We start from the raw sequence: 19,681 nt of genomic DNA, 5'->3' as shown, positions 1-19,681 counted from the left end.
CCGAAACATGCACCAGCGCCGCCAATTCGCTGATGGTCAGCGGCACCTCCAGATTGTCCTCCATCGCGCGCACCACCGGCTGCAACTTGGGGTGCAACAGGCGCTTGCGCCCGTCGGTGGTGATGGTGGCGCTGCTTTGCACCGCCTGCAAGGTCTTATACAGCAGCTGTTCAGACACCTCATGCGCCAGCGCCGCGCCGTGGCGAACTTCGATCAGCGCCAGCATCAGGTCAATCGACGACACCCCGCCGGCGGTGGAATAACGGTTGCCGTCAATCTCGGTGGGCGTATGGGTCAGATGCACATCCGGGAACAACTCTGTCAGGCTGTGCTGATTTTCCCAATGGATGGTGGCGCGTCTGTTCTGCAAGAGCCCGGCATGGGCCAATACAAAAGTGCCGGTACACAGCCCGCCCATCGCCGCGCCTTTGCGGGCGGTTTTGCGCAGCCAGTTCATGACCTGCGCCGAGGCCGCGCTTTCGACATTCATGCCGCCGCAGACCAGTACCACATCATCGGATCTGACCTCGGGAAAACCCGATCCCACCGGAACAGTGACCCCAATGGACGAGGCGATATCCGCCGCCGCATCACCGCAAAATACCCAATCATACAGCCTGCGCCCGGCAATCCGGTTAGCAATGCGCAACGGCTCAAGCGCTGAGCAGAGCGACAGCATCGAAAATTCGGGCAGCAGGCAAAAGACGAACCTTTGCGGATCGTGCTGCAAAGGATGGGCGGGCATCTCGCGGGCGCGTGTCACGGTGTCTTTATCCTCAGATCCACTTGGCCGACGCTGCAAAGCCAAAAACCAAGCGGCCCTTGGAGGAGCGGCGCGCGTCTCAACGAGGCGTACTCTAAAACGGCACCTTTGCATCAACACGCCTAGATTCTGCGCCCTGAGGGTGTGTTTTTTTGGCGCATGGCGGAATTTTGATGTATTAATAATGACAACGCAATGCGGCGGAGGCCTCTGGTGAAAAACACCCCCTATTTGAATTTTGTGCGCTCGTTTGAGGCGGCGGCGCGCCACCTCAGCTTTACCGCCGCTGCCGAAGAGCTGAACTATACGCAATCGGCGATCAGCAATCATGTGCGCTCGCTCGAAGAGTTCATCGGCCGCCCGCTCTTTATCCGCTATCCGCGCAGCCTGGCGCTCACCACCCTGGGCGAGGCCTATTTGCCTTCGATCCGCCACGCGCTTTCTGAGATCGACAAATCCACCGAAGCCATCATCACCACGCTGCACGAAAAGAAAGTGGTGGTCTCTTGCCCGGCCTCCCTGGCGCAGAATTGGCTGGCGCAGATTGTGCCGCAGTTCAATGCGGTGCACCCGGATATCACCGTGGCCATTCACGGCAATCTTTGGGCGGTTGATGACACCAATGTGGCCGATATCAAGATCACCTCGGCCCGCCGCGAAGACGCGCCCCAGGATGCGCAGCTGCTGTGGCGCGAAAAGCTGGCGGTGGTCTGCGCGCCTGACTATCAGGTCGCGGGCCGCCCGCTGAGCGAGGTGGCGCAGATGCGCGATGCCCAGTTGATCCACCTACTGGGGCGCACCGCCTATTGGCAGGCCTTTGCCGAGATGTTCGGCCTGAGCAATTGGAATCTGGCTAGCGGGGCCCAGACCAATTCGCTGGATGTCGCGCTGGAACTCGCGGCCAATGGGCAGGGCTGCGCCATTCTGCCCAAATCGCTGCTGGGCAATTATCTCAGGCGCGGGTTGCTGATCGAACCGTTTGAATTTGAATTGGAAAGCCCCTGGTCCTGCTACATCACCCAGATCAAACCGGAAACCAGCAAGCCGGCGCAGATCTTACACGGGTTTCTCGCCGAACACGCCGCGCGCTGAGTCCGGCGCATTGAGCGTATGGCGCAGCCTTGAGGGAGAGCTGCCATAAAAGTCAGAGAAACAGGCGGAAAAATACGACCCTGAGCGAAAGCCGGTCGCAATGGCCACGTCCAAGATCGACATATTGCTGTGCAACAGATAGTCGCGCGCCCGCTCCAGCCGCCGGACCTTGATGTATTTTGACGGGGTTTGCCCGGTATGGCGCAGAAACAAACGCTCCAGCGTGCGGCGGCTGGAGCCAACCTGATCGGCCAGCTCATCGGTGGAAAACTGGCGCTCGATGTTCTGCTCGACCCATTTGATTGCCGCCATCATGCGCGGCGGAGCGGTCTCAAGGTTGCGGTCGCTGCCCTCGATCTGCAAATCGCCAAACTGCCGCTTGCGGCCAAATTGCAGCTGGTTGGAAATCAGCCGCACCAGATCTTCGGAATGGTCGCGTTGAATGATCTCAAGAAACAGATCAAACGAGGCAAAGCCCCCCGCGCAGGTCAGAATATCACCGTCAATCTCATAGAGCGTCACGCCGATATTCAGATCCGGGAATTCTTCGCTGAAGGCCGGCAGCCCTTCCCAGTGGATGGTGCAGCGTTTTCCGCGCAGCAGACCGGCCCGCGCCAGAAAGATGCTGCCCATCGAAATCGCCCCCACCCGAGAGCCGGCCTTAAACCGCCGGTTGAGAAGCGCGCTCAGCCAATGGGGGTCGCGACAATGCAGCGTCAGACCGGCGCACACAAAGGTATATTCCGGCACGATATTGGGGCTGACCTTGGCCGGGGTGGCAATCGCCACCCCATTGGAGGCCGAGACCGTTTCACCCCGTTCCGAGGTGATAATCCAATCATAGATCTTGGTGCCGAGCAGCCGATTGGCCACCCGCAAAGGCTCAATCGCGGCAATCACCGACAGCATCGAGAAATCATCAATGGCGATGAATTCAAACAGTTTGGGCTTTTGCGTGGCGTCGTTGGGCATCGCAGGGCCTGACAGATTGGCAAGGGTTCAAAGCGGGTTGCGCCGGTTGTAGCAAGTTTACGCCCGGCGCGAAACCGGCCGCCCCGGCCCGCATTATCCCGGCACCTGCCCGGCCTGCGCCGCTGCAGTTTTCATCGCAACGCAAAGCGCGTGATGCAGCGCCTCTGCAAAGGAGCGCGCACAGAAAAGCCGCATGTGGCGGTCTTCGGACAGACACAGCACAAAACAGCCGATATGTTCGATTGTGGCGCGCAGCGCATCGCCAGTCTGCATCGCAGCCACGTCAAAACCGACCAGCCGTTCAAACACCGCCGTCAGCGCCGGGCCTTCCACGTCCAGCGCCACCCAGCCGCCGGTCTGATCCGTGACCGCTGCCGCCTCGGCGAGGGCCTCGGAGAGTTGGGCCGCCAGCACATGTTCTTGCGCAATCGGCGCGGTGACAAACCATTGCTGATCCCCGGTCCAGAAACAGAGGCTCTCGCCGGTTCCGGCAAACCGCTGCACCCCGGGCAAAGTTTGCCCCAGATGCCGGGCCAGCCTGTCGCCTGCCTGCCCGGCGGCCTCGGCGTGGTCAAACGCCGCCACCGAGGCCAGCGCCAAAGGCGTTTCACGCAGCACCATTTCGCCGATGTCGACGGATGGCTCCACAGCGGCTGTCGCTGTCAAAACATAATCAGGCACGCAAACGCTCCCCTTCTGGATCGATGAAATGCGGGCTGACAATCTTGGCCCGTGCCATGCCCCCCTGCAGCGGGTTGGCGACCTCAATGATTTCGCCCATACGGTCCTGCCCGCGCGCGATAAAACCAAGGGCGATGGGTTTTTCAAGATGCGGCGAATAGCAGGCCGAAGAGATCCAGCCCTGATCATGGGCGGCGGTTTTTTCGGCCCCTTGGGCAAAGAGATGGCTGCCCGCCGGCAGGTCCGCCCCGTCGACAGATTCCAGCCCCACAAGGCGCACACCGTCAGCCTCGGTCAGGCCATCGCGATTGCTCAGGACCGTGCCGATGCTGTCCTTCTTGGTAGAGACCATGCGCCCCATGCCCAGATGCGCGGCCGAGGTCTGGCCATTCAGCTCATTGGCGGTGCCATGGCCTTTTTCGATCCGAAGCACCCCAAGCGCTTCGGTGCCATAGGGGGTGACGTCAAATTCTGCGCCCGCCTCCATCAAGACCCGCATCAGCCCGTCGCCATAGCGGGTGGGCACGGCGATTTCATAGGCCAGCTCGCCAGAAAACGAGATCCGGAACAGCCGCGCCGGAATGCCGCCGCAGATGGTCAACTCGGCGCAGGCCATAAAGGCAAAGCCTTCGTTGCTGATGTCAAACCCCGGGTCGATGATCTTTTGCAACAGCTTGCGCGCATTGGGGCCGGCCACGGCATATTGCGCCCAGGCGTCGGTGGTGGAAATCAGCTGCACATCCAGATCCGGGCGCAGGCATTGGCGCACGAATTCCATATGGCGATAGACCCCAACCGCATTGGCGGTGGTGGTGGTAACAACAAAATGCCCCTCGGCAAACCGCGCCGCCGTGCCATCATCCATCGCAATACCGTCTTCGCGCAGCATCAGCCCATAGCGGCATTTGCCGACCGGCAGTTTGGCAAAGCCATTGCAATAAATCAGATTGAGGAACGCGGCGGCATCTTTGCCCTGCACGTCAATCTTGCCCAGCGTGGTCACATCACAGACCCCGACCGAACGCCGCACGGCCAAAGCCTCGCGGTCCACGGTCTGGCGCCAATGGGTTTCCCCGGGGCGCGGGAAATACTGCGCCCTGAGCCAGGCTCCGGCCTCAACAAACACCGCGCCTTGCTCTTGCGCCCAGCCATGGCTGGGCGTGCGCCGCGTGGGGCGGAAATCTTCGTCGCGGTGCCGCCCGGCAAAGGCCCCGATCGGGACAGGGGTATAAGGCGGGCGGAAAATCGTGGTGCCGACCTCGGCAATCGGCTTGCCACTCAGCTCGGCCATCACCGCCAGACCGCCCAGATTGGACAGTTTGCCCTGATCGGTTGCCATGCCCAGCGTGGTATAGCGCTTCAGGTGTTCGACCGATTTGAAGCCTTCCTGATGGGCCAGTTTCACGTCCTTGACGGTGACGTCATTCTGAAAATCGATCCAGCCCCGGCCCTTGCCCTCGCCCACATGCCAGAACGGCGTGATCGCGACGGGCGCATCCTCGGCCACGGGCAGATCAGGCAGCCCGGCAGTAACGCCCAGCTCTGCGAGCGCGGCAACGGCGGCCCCTGCCCCACCGTTCAAGGCGGCATGGGTGGTCATCTGCGCATTGGCAGCCCCGGCCACCGATTGCCCCACCGGCAATGTGCCCGCCGGGACAAAAGCGGCAATGTCATCGTTCCAGGTCGGGCGGCCCCGTTGATGACAGCTTAGCGCCAGCATCGGGTTCCAGCCACCTGAGACCCCCAGCGCGCCACAGTCAATCTGTTTCAGGCTGCCATCCGACAGCCGCACCGAGATCGACCGCAGACCCAAGCGGCCCTTGGTATCCACCACCTGCGCCCCGGCATAAAGCGGATAGTCCGCCAAGCGTGGCGCATCGGCGCGCACATCGACCACGGCGGCCACCGTTGCGCCTTTGGCCATCAGATCCACTGCGGTTTTGTGGCCATCGTCATTATTGGTAAAGATCGCAACGGTCTGATCCGCCAGCACCGCCCAGCGGTTGGCATAGGCCCGCAGCGCCCCGGCCAGCATGATGCCGGGCCGGTCGTTGTTTTCAAAGGCGATGGGGCGCTCGGTCGCGCCCGAACAAAGAATGGCGCGTTTGGAATAGACCCGCCACAGGGTTTGGCGCGGCAGATCCGCATGCGCGCGCGCCAGATGATCGGTGTTGCGCTCCAGCAAACCATAGACGCCGTGGTCATAGGCCCCATACACTGTGCTGCGACGCATCAGGCGCACATTGGGCAGGCTGGCCAGCTCGTCCAAAGTGGCGCTCAGCCAGGCGCTATTGCCGATCTCAGAAAGCAGCCCGGCCTCCATCGTCAACCGGCCCCCCATGGCAAAATCTTCATCCGCCAGAATGACACGCGCGCCGGCGCGCCCAGCGGTCAGCGCGGCGGCCAACCCAGCGGGGCCGGCACCCACAATCAACAAGTCACAATGCAGCGTGCCTTTGTCATAGGCATCCGGGTCCGGCAGCATCGACAGCGCCCCAAGACCGGCGGCCTTGCGAATGATCGGCTCATAGACCTTTTCCCAGAAGGCGGCAGGCCACATGAAGGTTTTGTAGTAAAACCCCGCCGTCAGAAAGCTGGGAAAGAAATCATTGATGCCCATCAGATCCAGCGCAAGGCTGGGAAAGCGGTTCTGCGACTTGGCGGTCAGCCCGTCAAACAGCTCGGCCACGGTGGCGCGGGTGTTGGGCTCATGCCGGGCCCCCTCGCGCAGCGACACCAGCGCGTTTGGCTCTTCTGAACCGGCGGTGAACACCCCGCGCGGGCGGTGGTATTTGAAACTGCGCCCCATCAGACGCACCCCATTGGCCAGCAACGCCGAGGCCAGCGTATCGCCCTCAAACCCTTGATAAGAGCGGTTGTCGAAGGTGAAATTCAGGGGTTTTGTGCGGTCCAGACGACCGCCGTCAACACGATTGACCTGGGTCATGTGCGCTCTCCTTTGCCGCGCGGACGCGCAAGCTCGGCCTTCAAAATTTCGTGGGTGCGGGTGTCGCGGGTGACAATCAACCACGAGCGGTCGCCCTGCTCGTGAAACCACAATTCGCGATGCTGCCCGGCGGGGTTGTCGCGCAGATAGGTATAGTCGTGAAAGGCCTGCAGCGCGTCATCGGCCTGCGGGTCGGGGCGCGCCATCAGGCGGGCGTCGCCCTTGTAGACAAACTCCTGCGCGTCGCGCAGCCCAAGCAATGGATGAGGGATCAACATATCTTCGGCTCCGTCAATGCAGGTTCGGCTGTGCGCCGACGCCTTTTTCGTCAATCATGTGCCCGCTGATAAAGCGGTCCAGACGATAGGCGGTTGCGGTGTCATGCGGGGTGTCGGTGGCCAAGAGATGCGCAAAGGCATAGCCCGAGGCTGGGGTGGCCTTAAAGCCGCCGTAACACCAGCCGCCGTTGAAATAGAGCCCGTCGATATGGGTCTTGTCGATAAAGGGAGAGCCGTCCATCGACATATCCATCAGCCCGCCCCACATGCGCAACAGACGCGCGCGACCGATCATCGGCATCAGCGCCATGCCGCCTTCGCAGACGTCTTCGACCACCGGCAGATTGCCGCGTTGGGCATAGGTGTTATAGCCGTCGATATCGCCGCCAAAGACCAGGCCGCCCTTATCGGACTGGCTGACATAGAAATGTCCGGCCCCAAAGGTGATCACACCCGGCAGCACCGGTTTCAGACCTTCGGAGACAAAGGCCTGCAGCACATGGCTTTCGATCGGCAGGCGCATGTCCGCGTAGGACATCACCTTGCTAGAGGACCCGGCCACCGCGACGCCCACCTTGCCCGCGCCGATAAAGCCGCGGCTGGTCTCAACCCCAAGGATCTTGCCATTTTCGATCTTAAAGCCGGTGACTTCGCAATTCTGGATGATGTCCACCCCGTGCCGGTCCGCTGAGCGCGCATAGCCCCAGGCCACCGCGTCATGGCGCACGGTGCCGCCACGCCGATGCACCAGCGCGCCCTTGATCGGAAAGCGCGCATTGTCAAAGTTCAGAAACGGCGCCTCTTTGCGCAGCTGCTCCTGATCCAGCAGTTCAGCGTCAGAGCCGTGCAGGATCATCGCATTGCCGCGCCGCCGGTAGGCATCGCGCTGCCCGTCGGTGTGAAACAGGTTCATAATGCCGCGCTGGCTGACCATCGCGTTATAATTCAGGTCCTGCTCCAGCCCCTCCCAGAGTTTCATTGAAAACTCATAAAACGGCTCATTGCCCGGCAAGAGGTAGTTGGAGCGGATGATCGTCGTGTTGCGGCCCACATTGCCGCCCCCGATCCAGCCCTTTTCCAAGACCGCAATCCGCGCCTTGCCATAGACCTTTGCCAGGTAATGCGCGGTGGCCAGCCCATGGCCCCCACCGCCGACAATGATGAAATCATACTGGTTCTGAGGGGCCACATCGCGCCACGCGGGTGTCCACCCTTTGTGACCGGTTAACGCCTCTTTGATGATCCGCAGACCCGAATATCGCACATCGCTCTCCACTTGATGGCCTAGAGGGCATGATGCGAAAAAACCCATATCATATCTTGCGAAAACCTGCCAAATATATGTAAATTCCCGCCACGTTTGGACCGGCCCCGATGGACAGAAAATTCAGAAAGATTGGCTTTGTTTTGCTGGATGGCTTTGCGCTGATGTCCTGCGCCAGCGCGATAGAGCCGCTGCGCGCCGCCAATCTGCTGGCTGAAACGCCACTCTTTGACACGGTTTACCTGTCGCAGGACGGCGGGGTGCGGCGCGCCTCTTGCGGGGCGGGGTTTGACACGGTTGCGCTCGATCACCTGCGCGAAAAACCCGATGTGATCTTTGTGGTGGCGGGCGGCGATCCCTTTGCGCCGGTGTCCCGCACGCTCCTGGCGGGGCTGCGCGCGCTGGCGGCGCAGGGGGTGGCCATGGGCGGGATTTCCGGCGGCAGCGTCCTGCTGGCCAAGGCCGGGCTGCTGCAGAACCGGCGCTTTACCGTGCATTGGGAACATTTTGAGGCGCTACAGGCCCTGTCAGATGACTATCTGATGGAGCGCCGCCTCTATGTCATTGATCGCGACCGTTATACCTGCGCCGGCGGGGCGGCGCCGCTGGATATGATGCATGCCATCATCCGTTCGCAGCACGGGGCAGCGCTGGCCCATGCGGTGAGCGACTGGTTCATCCACACCGGCGTGCGCCGCGCCGAAGACCCCCAGCGTGGGCCGCAGCGCCAGCAAGCGCTGCACCGCGCGGTAGAGACCGCGCTGGCGCTGATGGAAAACCACCTGGCCGATCCGCTGAGCGTGCCGCAAATCGCCCGCCTGTCGGGCAGCAGCGAACGCCAGCTGCACCGCCATTTCGCCGCCGATCTGGGGCAGACGCCCAAGCAGGTCTATCTGCATATGCGGTTGCGCAAATCTGATGATTTGCTGCGCCAGACCCGTCTGCCCCTGACCGAAGTGGCCCTGGCTTGCGGATTCGCGACAGCGGCGCATTTTTCAACCGCCTATAAGAAGCTGCACAAAATGTCGCCAAAATCCCGGCGCGAACAGGCGAAAAGCCCGCCAGTATCATGATTGCGCCACGCAAGTTGGCGGGCAATCGAAAAACTATGACGACATCCTGAAAAGCCCTTTCCCAGCGCGCTCGCATACTTGGGGCAATTGATCCCTATGACCTCAGGAGACGTCTGATGGCTTTCCCACAAAGCGCTAAATACCTCGTGATCGGGGCCGGTATCCACGGCCTGTCCACCTCGCTGCATCTTGCCAAGAAACTCAAGGCGAGCGGTCAGGGGTCGGGCGAAGATATCGTGATCCTGGACAAGACCGGCATTGCCGCCGGGGCCTCGGGCATTGCCTGCGGCGTGGTGCGCAACAACTATTTCCAGCCGGCCATGCGCGAATTGATGGCGCATTCGGTGCAGCATTGGGAAGCCAACGCCGACGCCTTTCAATACAACCCCGTCGGCTATCTGCAGATTTCCTCGGAAAGCATGCACGACGACGTCGCGCAGATTCACCGCGAGCAGCAGGCCATCGGCTATGAGTCCGATTTCATCGAAGGCACCGCCGACTGCGACGCCTATATGAAAAACATCTTCTCGGATTGGCGCGCCCAAAACATCACCTCGGTGCTGCACGAGAAAAAAGGCGGCTATGCCCATAATGCGGCGGCGATCTATGCGCTGGCCAAAATGGCCGAAGAAGAAGGCGTGCGCATCCTCTCGGGTGTGACCGTCACCGGTTTGAAATTCGCCAATGGGGCCTCTTCGGCCGTGACCGGCGTTGAAACCGACAAAGGCACTGTTGCTTGTGAATATCTGATTGTCGGCGCAGGCCCTTGGGTGCGCGATTTCTGGACCATGGCCGAGCTGCCGGAAACCGTCACCATCAAAGGCCAGGACGGCAGCCAGCATGACAATATCCCGATGTGGAAATACTGGCAGCTGGAAGAAGGCGTGCTGCGCGTTGATCCGGAAAGCTTTAAGACCAACGACGGCAAGCTGCCGCCGGTTGTGCATGTCGACACCGACGCGCCGCTGATCTCGGATGTCGACGGCAGCGTGATCACCGAAGAGATGTGGGGCATCTACTATAAGCCCGATTTCAACTTTGGCGGCATTCAGGGCGGCGCGATGCCCTATAAGGTCGACAAACCGGCCTCCGAAGTGGCGATTGACCCTTATGGCCCTTCCTCACCCGAATTCGTCTCGTCGCAGGAATTTGCGCATATGTGGGTCTCGGCGCTGGCGCATTGTAACGAACGCTTCTCCGGCACCATGCCGAAATACCACAAAGAGCCATCGGGCGGCGTCGGCTGCTTTACCCCTGACAGCTTCCCGGTTTTCGATGTGTTCCGCGAAAACTGCTACATCATCGCTGACTCCAATCATGGCTATAAAATGATTGGCGTGGGTGAATTGGTGGCCCAAGAGATTCTCGGTGAAACCTCTTCCCTTCTGCAGCCTTTCCGCTTCAGCCGTTATGCCGAGGGTAAACTGCACCCCGTGTCAAACAGCCCCTATCCTTGGAGCTGATCCAGACACGCATGTGACACCTTGGGGAGGCCTCAGGCCTCCCCTTTTTGTTCCCGTTTGTGTGCGTTTCAGCCGTAGATCAGCGCCTGAAGCGCCTCCAGACTTTCTGCGGTGTCATCCAAATTCTGCACTGCCGCAATAATCGCCGCAACCCGGCCCGGCGCAAGCCGCGCGCCCGCCAATGCGCGAAATTTATCGGTGATCTCTGTGGCACTCAGCTGGGTTTCTGGATCGCCCCGCGCCACGGTTGGCGGCCCGGCAATCTCGGCCCCCGTGGTCAGCCGCAGCGAGACATCCGCCCAGCGTTCTGCCGGGAATTTGGCGTCATAGACCGGGGCCGGCACGTAGCGGATGGCGCGCAAAATCCGGCCAAGCTCGGGGTCGGAAAACGCGGGTTCCGTGATCTCAGCCAGCCCCACCTGCCCGCGCGCCAAGGCCGCTGCCACCGGCAGACCAATGGCATATTGCGCCTGTTCGGTATCTTTGGGCACGCCCTGCCACAGCCGTGTGCCTTCGGTGAAGGTCTGAACCGTGATCTCGGCAATCTCGCCGGGGGCAAAGCCATGCGCCGCCTTCAGATCCAGCGCCGCCTGCACGGCGGGCTGGGCCCAGCGGCAGACCGGAAAGGCCTTGAGGTATTGCTGCAGCGTTTCCCAGTCTGTGCCCAGCGTGGCCCAGATCGGCGCGAGGTCGGGGGCCAGCACCGTGACCGCCGGTGCGCCGGTGAAACCCTCGGCGGCCAGATAGCCCGCTGACACCCCCGCCAGCGCGCCCCAGCCCGATCCATCCTTGAGCATCGTGGGATGATCAATCACCCGCATCATCGGGCTGCGCGGCCCATGGTATTCTGCAATGCCAAGCGCATGCTCGAAGGGCCTGCGCGCCAGCCCCAGCTGATGCGCGGTCAGCGCCGCGGCGGTCACGGCATTCCAGGCGCCGCTGGTGTGATAGTCCGCCGCGCTGGCGTGCAGCGCCATGCCCGCGCGGGTGCCAATTTCATAGCCCGCCACCAGCAGCGTCAGAAAGGCGGTGCCGCTCAGCACCCGGCCTGTGTCTGCGCCCACCGCCAAAAGCGCGGGCAGCACCGCGCAGCCAACATGGCCCTTGGTCAGCCGATGCCCGTCATGGGCATCAATGGCGTCAATCGTCATGCCCCCCACAAGCGCCGCACCTTCGGGCGACAGCCGCGCCGCGCTGAACAGCACCGGGGTTGTGCCCGCCAGATTGCGCGCGCCATAGCGGCTGACCGCCCCATGCAGCGCCGTGGCGCTGCCCGCCGCTGCCACGCCCAAGAGATCCAGCAGCAAAAGCCGCACCTGCGCCTGCACCGGCGCTGGGATATCCTCCCAGCGCAGCTGGTTCAAAAACCCATAGAGATCAACTTGCGACATTCAGATGCGCCTTGAGTATCGGTATTTCCTGCATCAACAGATCCGGCGACAGATCGCGGATGGTGGGCAATCGGGCGCGGGCATCATGAATATCTGCGACACTCAGATCCGTCACAATCGTCTCGGCGCGATCGCCAGCTTCGACGGCCTTGTGACCTTTCGCATCATAGATCGCCGAGCCGCCCCAGAACCGCATATCCGCCCCAAGCTGCCCGGCCCAATTGCAGGCCAAAAGCGGCATGCCGTAAATCAGCGCGTGGTTGGCGCAAATCCGCTGCCATCCGTCTTCATTGGAAAAGCCGCTGCCCACCGCCTCGCGCGTTGACGCAAAGGGCACGACCAGCAGCATGTCACGCGCCAGCGCCGACAGATAAGCCAACCCCGGATCCCAGAAATCAGCGCAGATCAGCCCGCCGCATTGATACCCCGACGGCAGCCTCATCCGCGTGGTCTGCTGACCTTTGGCAAAATAGGTGCCCTCGCGCAGCCGCCCATAGGTGGGGAGGTTGATCTTGCGGTGTACCGCCAGCACCTGCCCCCGGTGCAACCAGGCGATGGCATTGTAATACTGCCCGTCTGCCCCGTGTTCGACAAATCCGACAACGGCGGTGCACTGCTGGCACATCTGCGCAAGCTGCAGCAGCGCGGAATGCGTGCGGGGGATCGCTGCGGCGCGCACATGCGCCATCGACGCCGGGTAGCCGGTTAACGAGGCTTCGGGAAAAACAAGCAGGTCCACGGCTGCAGTCTCGGCCTCGGCAATAGCGCGTTCGTGGGCCTGAATCAGCAGCTCTGGCTGGTCTGGCGTGTGGTCAATCTGCGCACAGGCGCAACGGAGGAAAGTTTGGTTCTGGCGCATCGCAATATCTCATCAGAAAGGCCGGCCCCCAAGGGGAACCGGCCATGGTGTCGATATTCAGTTCTGCCCCGCAGGTCAGATCAGACCTTGGGCAGAGAGGAACTCGCTGGCCACATCTTCGATGGTTTTCTTTTCAACATCGACCTGCGCGTTCAGCTGCTGCATCACGTCGTCAGACAGTTTTGCGGCCAAACCGTTCAGGATGTCCGCCAGCTCTGGGTTGGCTTCCAGCACTTCGGTGCGAATGGTCGGTGCCAAAGCGTAGTTCGGGAAATAACCACGGTCATCTTCCAGTACTTTGAAATCAAACGCGGCAATGCGGCCGTCGGTGGCAAACACCAGACCCACGTCAACCTTGCCCTCTTTCAGCGCCTCATAGACCAGGCCGGATTCCATCGGCGCGAGGTTGCGGCGGCTGGTTTTAAAGCCATATTCGGCTTGCAGACCCGGCAGGCCATCGGCGCGTTTTGGGAATTCGATGTTCACACCCATGGTTGGTTTTTCATCCGATTCATAGGCCGCAGCCAGATCGGACAGGCTGTTCAGCCCCTTGTCATCCCCGGCGCGCACGGCCAGCGCATAGGTGTTGTTGGCGTTAGAAGCATCCAGCCATGTGATGCCAACAGCCGCATCCAATTCCTTGACCTTGGCATAGGTGGCGGCGGCGTCCATCGGCTCGGTGATCTTGTTGAAGGTCACCAGCGAGGTGCCGGTATATTCCCAATAGACATCGATCTGGCCGTTTTCCATTGCGGCGCGCAGCACGCTGGTGCCCATGCCGTCCAGCATGTCGACGTCAAAGCCTTTGGCTTCCAGCAGCGTTGCGGTCATTTCCGCCATGAGCAGCTGCTCGGTAAAGTTTTTACCGCCGACTTTGATGGTATCCGCAGATGCCACGGCCGGGAGTGTCAGGGCTGCTGCAAGCGCAACACCTTTGAGTGCGGTTTGGATTGAGTTAAACATAGTAACCTCCGTTGGGATCGTTTGTTTGTTTGTTTTGTTTTTCATTTAGCGCGCAGAGGGTTAACCCCGCGCGGGATCAGCCAAAGCTGAATTTGGGACAGCAGAAAATCGGCCAGCATCGACAAAAGCGCCACCGGGATTGCGCCGGCCAGCAGCATGTCCATGTCATCCAGACTGATGCCCGAGAAAATCAGCTCCCCCAGGCCGCCGCCACCAATCAGGAAGGCCAGCGGCACGGTGCCGACGTTGATTGCCACCGCGGTGCGAATGCCCGCGAACATGACAAAGAGCGCATTGGGCAGCTCAACTGCCCAGAGGATGTGCAAGGGGCGCATCCCCATGCCGGTGGCCGCCTCTTTCAGGTGGGCCGGCACTTCGCGCAGACCCTGATAGACGTTGCGCACGATGGGCAGCAGGGTGGCAATCCACAGGCCAAAGATCGCCGGGGTAAAGCCGATGCCCATAAAGGTGATCGACAGCGCCAGAATGGCCAGCGTCGGCACGGTGGTGCCGATGTTGAACACCTGCAGCGCGCTCTGGGCATAACGCTCCATGCTCGGACGGCTGAGCCAGATCCCCGCAGGCACGCCCACCAGAATCGCCAGCGCCGAAGACAGCAGCACCAGTTCGATATGCTGCACGGCCAAGAACATGATATCGTCGCTATAAAGCGACCAAATGCGGCTGAAGAGGCCGGATTCGCCCGCCATGATGCCGAACATAAAGATGCAGCCAACCGCAAAGCCGATCAGTGCACGAACATTCCCATTGGCGCTGATATTGGGTTTCGTGCTCATCAGATGCTCCCCGGATTGTCGCGGTAGGTGGCCCCCAGCGCATGCGAAACCGCGCGCTGCGTAACCGAGCCTTTGAAGAACCCGTCGTCATCGACAACCGCCAGCCAGGTGCTGTCATGGCGGAACATTTTTGACACGGCAGTGCGCAGATCATCGCGGATATGCACCGTGGTGGGCAGCGCCTCATGGTGCTCGCCCACGGTGCCTTTTTCGTCGCGCACATCGTTATAGCGCAGATAGCCACGCGCCCTGCCCTGCGGGCCGGTCATCACGATATTGCGGTGGCCCAGCTCCTGCATGCGTTTGATCGCCAGTTCCAGATTGTCATCGGCTTTGACGCTGGGGTCTTTGAACATCACCTCGCCCACCGTCAGCAGGCTCAGGCGTTTCAGCGTGCGGTCCTGCCCGACAAAACTGGTGACAAAATCATTCACCGGGCGGGCCAACAGATCATCCGGCGAGGAGAATTGCACCAGCTTGCCGTCTTTGAAGATCGCCACTTTGTCGGCCATCTTGATGGCTTCGTCGATGTCGTGGCTGACAAAGGCGATGGTTTTGCGGATCTCGCTTTGCATCTTCAGGAATTCATCCTGAATGACCGCGCGGTTGATCGGGTCGATCGCGCCAAAGGGTTCATCCATCAACAAGACGGGCGGATCAGCCGCCAGGGCACGGATCACGCCGACGCGCTGCTGCTGACCGCCGGACAATTCATTGGGATAGCGTTTCAGGAAAATCCGCGGCTCAAGCGCCACCATCTCCAAAAGCTCCCCGGCGCGGGTGCGCGATTTTTTCTTGTCCCAGCCCAAGAGGTCCGGCACCACGCAGATATTCTCTTCGACCGTCATATTCGGAAACAGACCGATCTGCTGGATGACATAGCCAATCGAGCGGCGCAGCTCGACCGGGTTCATCGTGTCGACATCCTTGCCCGCGACGGTGATGCGCCCGGCGGTTTTCGGGATCAGCGCGTTGATCATTTTCAAGGTGGTGGTCTTGCCACAGCCCGAGGGGCCCAGCAGGACGCAGATTTCGCCTTCCTGCACTTCCATATTGACTTGATCCGCAGCGATCACCGAGCCCCCGTTCGGGGTTTCGAACACTTTCGACAGTTTTTCTAGTTTGATCATGTGGTTTCTCTTCGCTTCGGATTAATGGGCGCCTTGCGGCTTAGAGCTGGACGGGGGGGACAGTTTTTTCTGTGCCCACATCAGCGCAAAGTCCGCCGCGATCGCGAGCACCGAAACCATGATGGCGCCGGTGATCAGCTGGCGCGGATCGGTTTGCGAAATGCCCCGGCTGATAAAGACCCCAAGGCCCCCGGCCCCGATATAGGCCGCAATGGCGGTGATGCCGATATTCATCACCACGGCGATGCGCACCCCGGCCATCACCACCGGGATCGCCAGCGGAATTTCCACCCGGCGCAGGCGCTGCATCGGTGTCATGCCCAGCCCCCGGGCCGCTTCGCGCAGCGCCGGATCAACATTGGAAATGGCGGTATATGTGTTGCGGATGATCGGCAGCTGCGAATACAGCAGCACCGCAATCGCCGCTGGCAGGTACCCAACCCCCTGCCCGATCAGCGACAGCACCGGGATCATCAAACCAAAGAGCGCAATGGAGGGGATCGTGACAATGATCGCCGCGATATACAGAACAATATCTGCTGCACGTTTGTTCAGCGTGATCGCAATACCGATTGGAACACCGGTCAAGATCGCCAGTGTTATGGCAACGCCGACAATCGCGACATGTTGAACCGTACGTTCAAAAATAACATCAAGATTGTCGATGAAGAAATACAGCGTCTCCAATCGCACACCCCCTTTTTATGGTAGTCTTTTGAGCGGCGCGACCAGAACAGCGCCCGCTGAAAACATGCTGAACCGCGCACCCCGGTTTCTTTTTAGATCGCGCGCCATTTGTTATTAAATATGCGTCACAATGTCGGATATGCCCTGTTTTTGCTGGCGCTCTCTGCGCGCGCGCGGCCCGAACACAGCGCGCGCAAACCCCATAGCAAATGCCATGGGATTTCGAAAGCAGCGGATCGATCCCTTAGATCGGGTTGCGCTCTGCAAAGGTGCGAAAGAAAGCCAGATAGGCTTTGTCGACATAGCGCGGCGGCGGTTGGCCTGGCTCAGGTCAGGATGAACATGTCATCGGAAAAATCTGACAGCGTGGTATTGGCAAAGGTGATTTCAGTATTTGCGCCGGCCAGCACCACATCATTGCCGGATTGCACCAGCGCGTCTTGCGCCGCGCGCGCGCTGGCAAGGTTGAAATTGTCCAGCTCAATCCGGTCCCACGCCTCAAGGTCCACGACGGTGTCTAAAGCCGTGCGTTCATCGTCAAAATAAAATGTATCCGCAAGCCAGCCGCCAAACAGAATATTTGTGCCAGAGCCGCCGTCCAGCCGATCGCCGCCGGTTTGTGCCGCGATATAGGCCTGATAGCGCGGCGCGCTTTGGGCAATGAATTCGGCGCTATCGGCAAAGCCGCGCACCACGTCTTCGCGGCTCATTGCGCCGGTGGCCAGGCGCTCTGTCCAGTTCTGTTGCCCTGTCGCATCGGGCTGACGCTCCAGGACGTTTTGATAAAGCAGCGTGACAAACTCACCGTCGTTTGTGGCCCCATAGCGGGCTTGAAATTCTGCGCTGTCCACAAAGCTGCGGGTGACGCTGTCAAGGCTCCGCCCTTCGGCAAGCGCGCTGGCCCAATTGCGCAGGCCTTCGAAATCCGGCAGGCGATCCAGTGTCGCCTGGTAGAGGCGAAACACCGGCTCTGCCCAATCGCGCAGGTATCCGGCGGCGCTGTGCAGCATAGCCGCGTGACTGCTGCGGGTCTGAAACTCGGCGCTTTCGGAAAACCCGATGATGACCTCGGCGCGGCTCATGCTGCCGCTGGAAAGTTCGCCACTCCAGCGGCTGAGGCCGCCATCATCAGGCGAACGCCCAAGGGCATTCTGATACAGCAATGTGACAAAATCCGCAGGCGCGCTGCTGGGATAGCGCCCCAGAAACTCTGCGCTGCTGGCAAAGGCCTCGGCCGCATCGGCAAGTGTGATCTGCCCGGCGTGTAGCGCGTTGGCCCAATGCATATGGCCGATGGCATCCGGCGCGCGGCCCAGCGTCGCCTGATAGAGCCGAAAGATCTGCGCCAGCGCATCATCCCAGCTGCCAGACAGTTCCTCGCCATGCAAGATATCGTGCCCGGCCGAGCCGATCAGCGTATCGCCGCCGCGCCCGCCAAACATCACGTCATCCCCGCGCCCACCAAAAAGGCTGTCACTGCCGGTGCCGCCGTTCAGCCGGTCATCCCCTGTTTCGCCATAGATCTGATCATGATGCGCGCCGCCGTGCAGATAATCCGCGCCGCGCCCGCCATAAAGCAGATTGGCTTGACCGGAGCCGACCAGATGATCGGCCCCATCGCCAAGTTGCACCGCCTCAAGCGCCGCGCCATTGGTCAGTGTTGTCCAGGCGGTGCCATCCACCGACAGCTGCCCGCCCGTCGCCAGTGTGACGGCCACATCGCCAGACAGGGCCGCAAGGTTCAGCCAATCATAGCCGCCATCTGTATCGCTTAGGCTGCGCCGCGCGGCGTCCCTTTGGGCATAATCCTGAAAGTCGTCGGTGAAGTGATAGACGCTATCGGGTGTGGCTGCGCGGCCCAGAAACTCCAACCGGGCATCGCGCAACAGCCCGTTGGCACCCCCAAGGCTGTCGGTGGCCCGCAATGTCCATTGCCCGGCGCTTTGCATGCCCATCGCGGCGGTGACGCCAAAAGTCCAATCACCGTCAAAACCGCTGTTCATTTCGCCGTCAAACAGCGTGATGGCTGTGCCCGCTGGGCTGATCAATTCCAGTGTCAGATCCGAAGGGCGGCTGTGGCTGAAATTCACCTCGGCATAGATATGTTCGATCTGGATATTGCCGCTGACGTCCAGGCGCAGGCTTGTCTGGCCCTGATCGGGGATGCTGCGGGCGCTGCCGCTGTAATCTGCAACAAGACGGTGCTGGTTGGCAGAGGTCGCCGCATCGCTGTGAAACCGGTCCCAGACCTCAGCCATGCGCACAGCCGCATAGGCATCCACCATGCCAAACCCATAGCTGGCATGAAAACTCAACCCGCCGCCATTCCAGTTCGCGGCATCATTGCTGTCCCAGGTGCCAATCTCATAGCCGGTGCCTGCCGTGCCATATCCAGAGCCAGTATGCGCCGCGCTATTGGCCAGGATGGTTTGCACATCGCGCCAGCCAAGGCGTGGATTGGCATCCAGCATCAAGGCCGTCACGCCCGACACCACCGGCGTCGCCGCCGAGGTGCCGCCAAAGCTGCTGGTGCTGTCGCCCCAAGCATAGCCCGCGCTGCCGCTGCGGTCGGTGGTGACGGCGGCGGCCGGGGCAGCGATCAGGATAGACGGCCCCCAGTTGGAATAAGAAGCGACAGCGCCGGCGCTGTCGGTTGCGGCGACCACCACCAGATCCTGCAGGTTGTTGCGCCCGTCTCCGCTGGCGTTGCCGAGCACGCCAATCTCGGCATAGCTGCTGGAATGCGCCTCGTTTCCGGCCGCTTTGACGATGATGGTGCCGCGCCCGTCGCGGCCATATTCGGTGACATATTCAAAGGCGGCCCGGCTGGAGGGCCCCCAGCCGCTGGCATCGCCAATATCGCCATAGCTGCGATAATTGGGTGTGCTGCCCCAGCTGTTGTTCATGACGTCAAAGGCGGCGGCATGGCGCAGCGCATCATAGTAAATGGCGCTGCTTTCAAACTGCACGTCGCCGAGAAAGTCGACCGAGGTGAGGGCACCGTCAAAGGCGACGCCAACACCGCCCTGCCCATTGTGGGCCGCGGCGATGATGCCAGCGACGGCGGTGCCATGGCCATCATCGCTGCCGTTGGGTTGGCCGTTGTCGGCACCGGCGCCATTCAGCCCATCGTAATGCAGGGCGGCATGATAATTGGCCGACAGCTCCGCATGGCTCTGCTCAATGCCATCATCATAAACCGCGACGTGAATGTCGCGGCCGGTGTAGTCATCCCAGATGGTGTTGATGTCACCAATCAGGGGAAAGTGCCATTGTGCCGCAAAGCGCGGGTCTGAAATCTGCATGGGCTGCTCTGTGCCA

The 19,681-nt window shown here is 61.1% G+C and carries 16 protein-coding genes; 3 read left to right on the top strand and 13 right to left on the bottom strand.

Annotation, left to right across the window (positions count from 1 at the left end):
- Positions 1–763: GlxA family transcriptional regulator (locus tag N6L24_RS14680; RefSeq protein WP_271845452.1), on the bottom strand; the 763-nt coding region annotated here is incomplete at its 3' end.
- Between the two features lie 213 nt (positions 764–976).
- Between N6L24_RS14680 and N6L24_RS14675 the strand changes: the two genes are divergently transcribed.
- Positions 977–1,855: a LysR substrate-binding domain-containing protein gene (locus tag N6L24_RS14675; RefSeq protein WP_271845451.1), complete on the top strand. Its 879-nt coding sequence runs from the start codon at positions 977–979 to the stop codon at positions 1,853–1,855.
- Here the strand turns inward: N6L24_RS14675 and N6L24_RS14670 are convergent.
- The 5 genes from N6L24_RS14670 to N6L24_RS14650 form a co-directional block, all read right to left on the bottom strand.
- On the bottom strand, positions 1,820–2,827 hold the full coding sequence (locus N6L24_RS14670) for a GlxA family transcriptional regulator (RefSeq protein ID WP_271845450.1): 1,008 nt from the start codon (positions 2,825–2,827) through the stop codon (positions 1,820–1,822). The two genes, N6L24_RS14675 and N6L24_RS14670, sit on opposite strands and share 36 nt — an antisense overlap.
- A gap of 93 nt (positions 2,828–2,920) precedes the next feature.
- Positions 2,921–3,508, bottom strand: a complete 588-nt coding sequence (locus N6L24_RS14665; protein ID WP_271845449.1) for a sarcosine oxidase subunit gamma — start codon at positions 3,506–3,508, stop codon at positions 2,921–2,923.
- Entirely contained in the window at positions 3,501–6,455 is a 2,955-nt protein-coding gene (locus N6L24_RS14660) for a sarcosine oxidase subunit alpha family protein (protein ID WP_271845448.1), read from the bottom strand. Before N6L24_RS14660 ends, N6L24_RS14665 begins: the two co-directional genes overlap by 8 nt.
- Positions 6,452–6,733: a sarcosine oxidase subunit delta gene (locus N6L24_RS14655; RefSeq protein WP_271845447.1), complete on the bottom strand. Its 282-nt coding sequence runs from the start codon at positions 6,731–6,733 to the stop codon at positions 6,452–6,454. Before N6L24_RS14655 ends, N6L24_RS14660 begins: the two co-directional genes overlap by 4 nt.
- Before the next feature lie 13 nt (positions 6,734–6,746).
- Entirely contained in the window at positions 6,747–7,997 is a 1,251-nt protein-coding gene (locus tag N6L24_RS14650) for a sarcosine oxidase subunit beta family protein (protein ID WP_271845446.1), read from the bottom strand.
- 110 nt (positions 7,998–8,107) lie between these two features.
- Between N6L24_RS14650 and N6L24_RS14645 the strand changes: the two genes are divergently transcribed.
- Both N6L24_RS14645 and N6L24_RS14640 read left to right on the top strand, forming a co-directional pair.
- Positions 8,108–9,070 carry a GlxA family transcriptional regulator gene (locus tag N6L24_RS14645; RefSeq protein ID WP_271845445.1) on the top strand — a complete coding sequence of 321 codons (963 nt, stop codon included), beginning with the start codon at positions 8,108–8,110 and terminating at the stop codon, positions 9,068–9,070.
- Between the two features lie 116 nt (positions 9,071–9,186).
- The gene (locus N6L24_RS14640; RefSeq protein WP_271845444.1) at positions 9,187–10,533 is read left to right on the top strand and encodes an NAD(P)/FAD-dependent oxidoreductase; all 1,347 of its coding nucleotides are present in this window, start codon (positions 9,187–9,189) and stop codon (positions 10,531–10,533) included.
- A gap of 68 nt (positions 10,534–10,601) precedes the next feature.
- Here N6L24_RS14640 and N6L24_RS14635 read toward each other — a convergent pair whose 3' ends face one another.
- The 7 genes from N6L24_RS14635 to N6L24_RS14605 form a co-directional block, all read right to left on the bottom strand.
- The gene (locus N6L24_RS14635; RefSeq protein WP_271845443.1) at positions 10,602–11,924 is read right to left on the bottom strand and encodes an MmgE/PrpD family protein; all 1,323 of its coding nucleotides are present in this window, start codon (positions 11,922–11,924) and stop codon (positions 10,602–10,604) included.
- Entirely contained in the window at positions 11,911–12,783 is an 873-nt protein-coding gene (locus N6L24_RS14630) for a nitrilase-related carbon-nitrogen hydrolase (RefSeq protein ID WP_271845442.1), read from the bottom strand. Before N6L24_RS14630 ends, N6L24_RS14635 begins: the two co-directional genes overlap by 14 nt.
- A 75-nt stretch (positions 12,784–12,858) precedes the next feature.
- Positions 12,859–13,746: a glycine betaine ABC transporter substrate-binding protein gene (locus N6L24_RS14625; RefSeq protein ID WP_271845441.1), complete on the bottom strand. Its 888-nt coding sequence runs from the start codon at positions 13,744–13,746 to the stop codon at positions 12,859–12,861.
- Positions 13,747–13,787: 41 nt separating this feature from the next.
- Complete coding sequence (locus tag N6L24_RS14620; protein WP_271845440.1) at positions 13,788–14,543, bottom strand: ABC transporter permease; 756 nt, start codon at positions 14,541–14,543, stop codon at positions 13,788–13,790.
- Positions 14,543–15,673, bottom strand: a complete 1,131-nt coding sequence (locus N6L24_RS14615; RefSeq protein ID WP_271845439.1) for an ABC transporter ATP-binding protein — start codon at positions 15,671–15,673, stop codon at positions 14,543–14,545. Before N6L24_RS14615 ends, N6L24_RS14620 begins: the two co-directional genes overlap by 1 nt.
- Before the next feature lie 21 nt (positions 15,674–15,694).
- Positions 15,695–16,360 carry an ABC transporter permease gene (locus N6L24_RS14610; protein ID WP_271845438.1) on the bottom strand — a complete coding sequence of 222 codons (666 nt, stop codon included), beginning with the start codon at positions 16,358–16,360 and terminating at the stop codon, positions 15,695–15,697.
- A gap of 326 nt (positions 16,361–16,686) precedes the next feature.
- On the bottom strand, positions 16,687–19,665 hold the full coding sequence (locus N6L24_RS14605) for a DUF4214 domain-containing protein (RefSeq protein ID WP_271845437.1): 2,979 nt from the start codon (positions 19,663–19,665) through the stop codon (positions 16,687–16,689).
- Positions 19,666–19,681 lie beyond the last annotated feature (16 nt).

Origin of the sequence: Cognatishimia sp. SS12, assembly GCF_028369055.1 — a bacterium.
Taxonomy (GTDB): Bacteria; Pseudomonadota; Alphaproteobacteria; order Rhodobacterales; family Rhodobacteraceae; genus Cognatishimia.
Note: the sequence above shows the minus strand (reverse complement) of the source record. Positions and strands in the feature narration are given on the sequence as shown.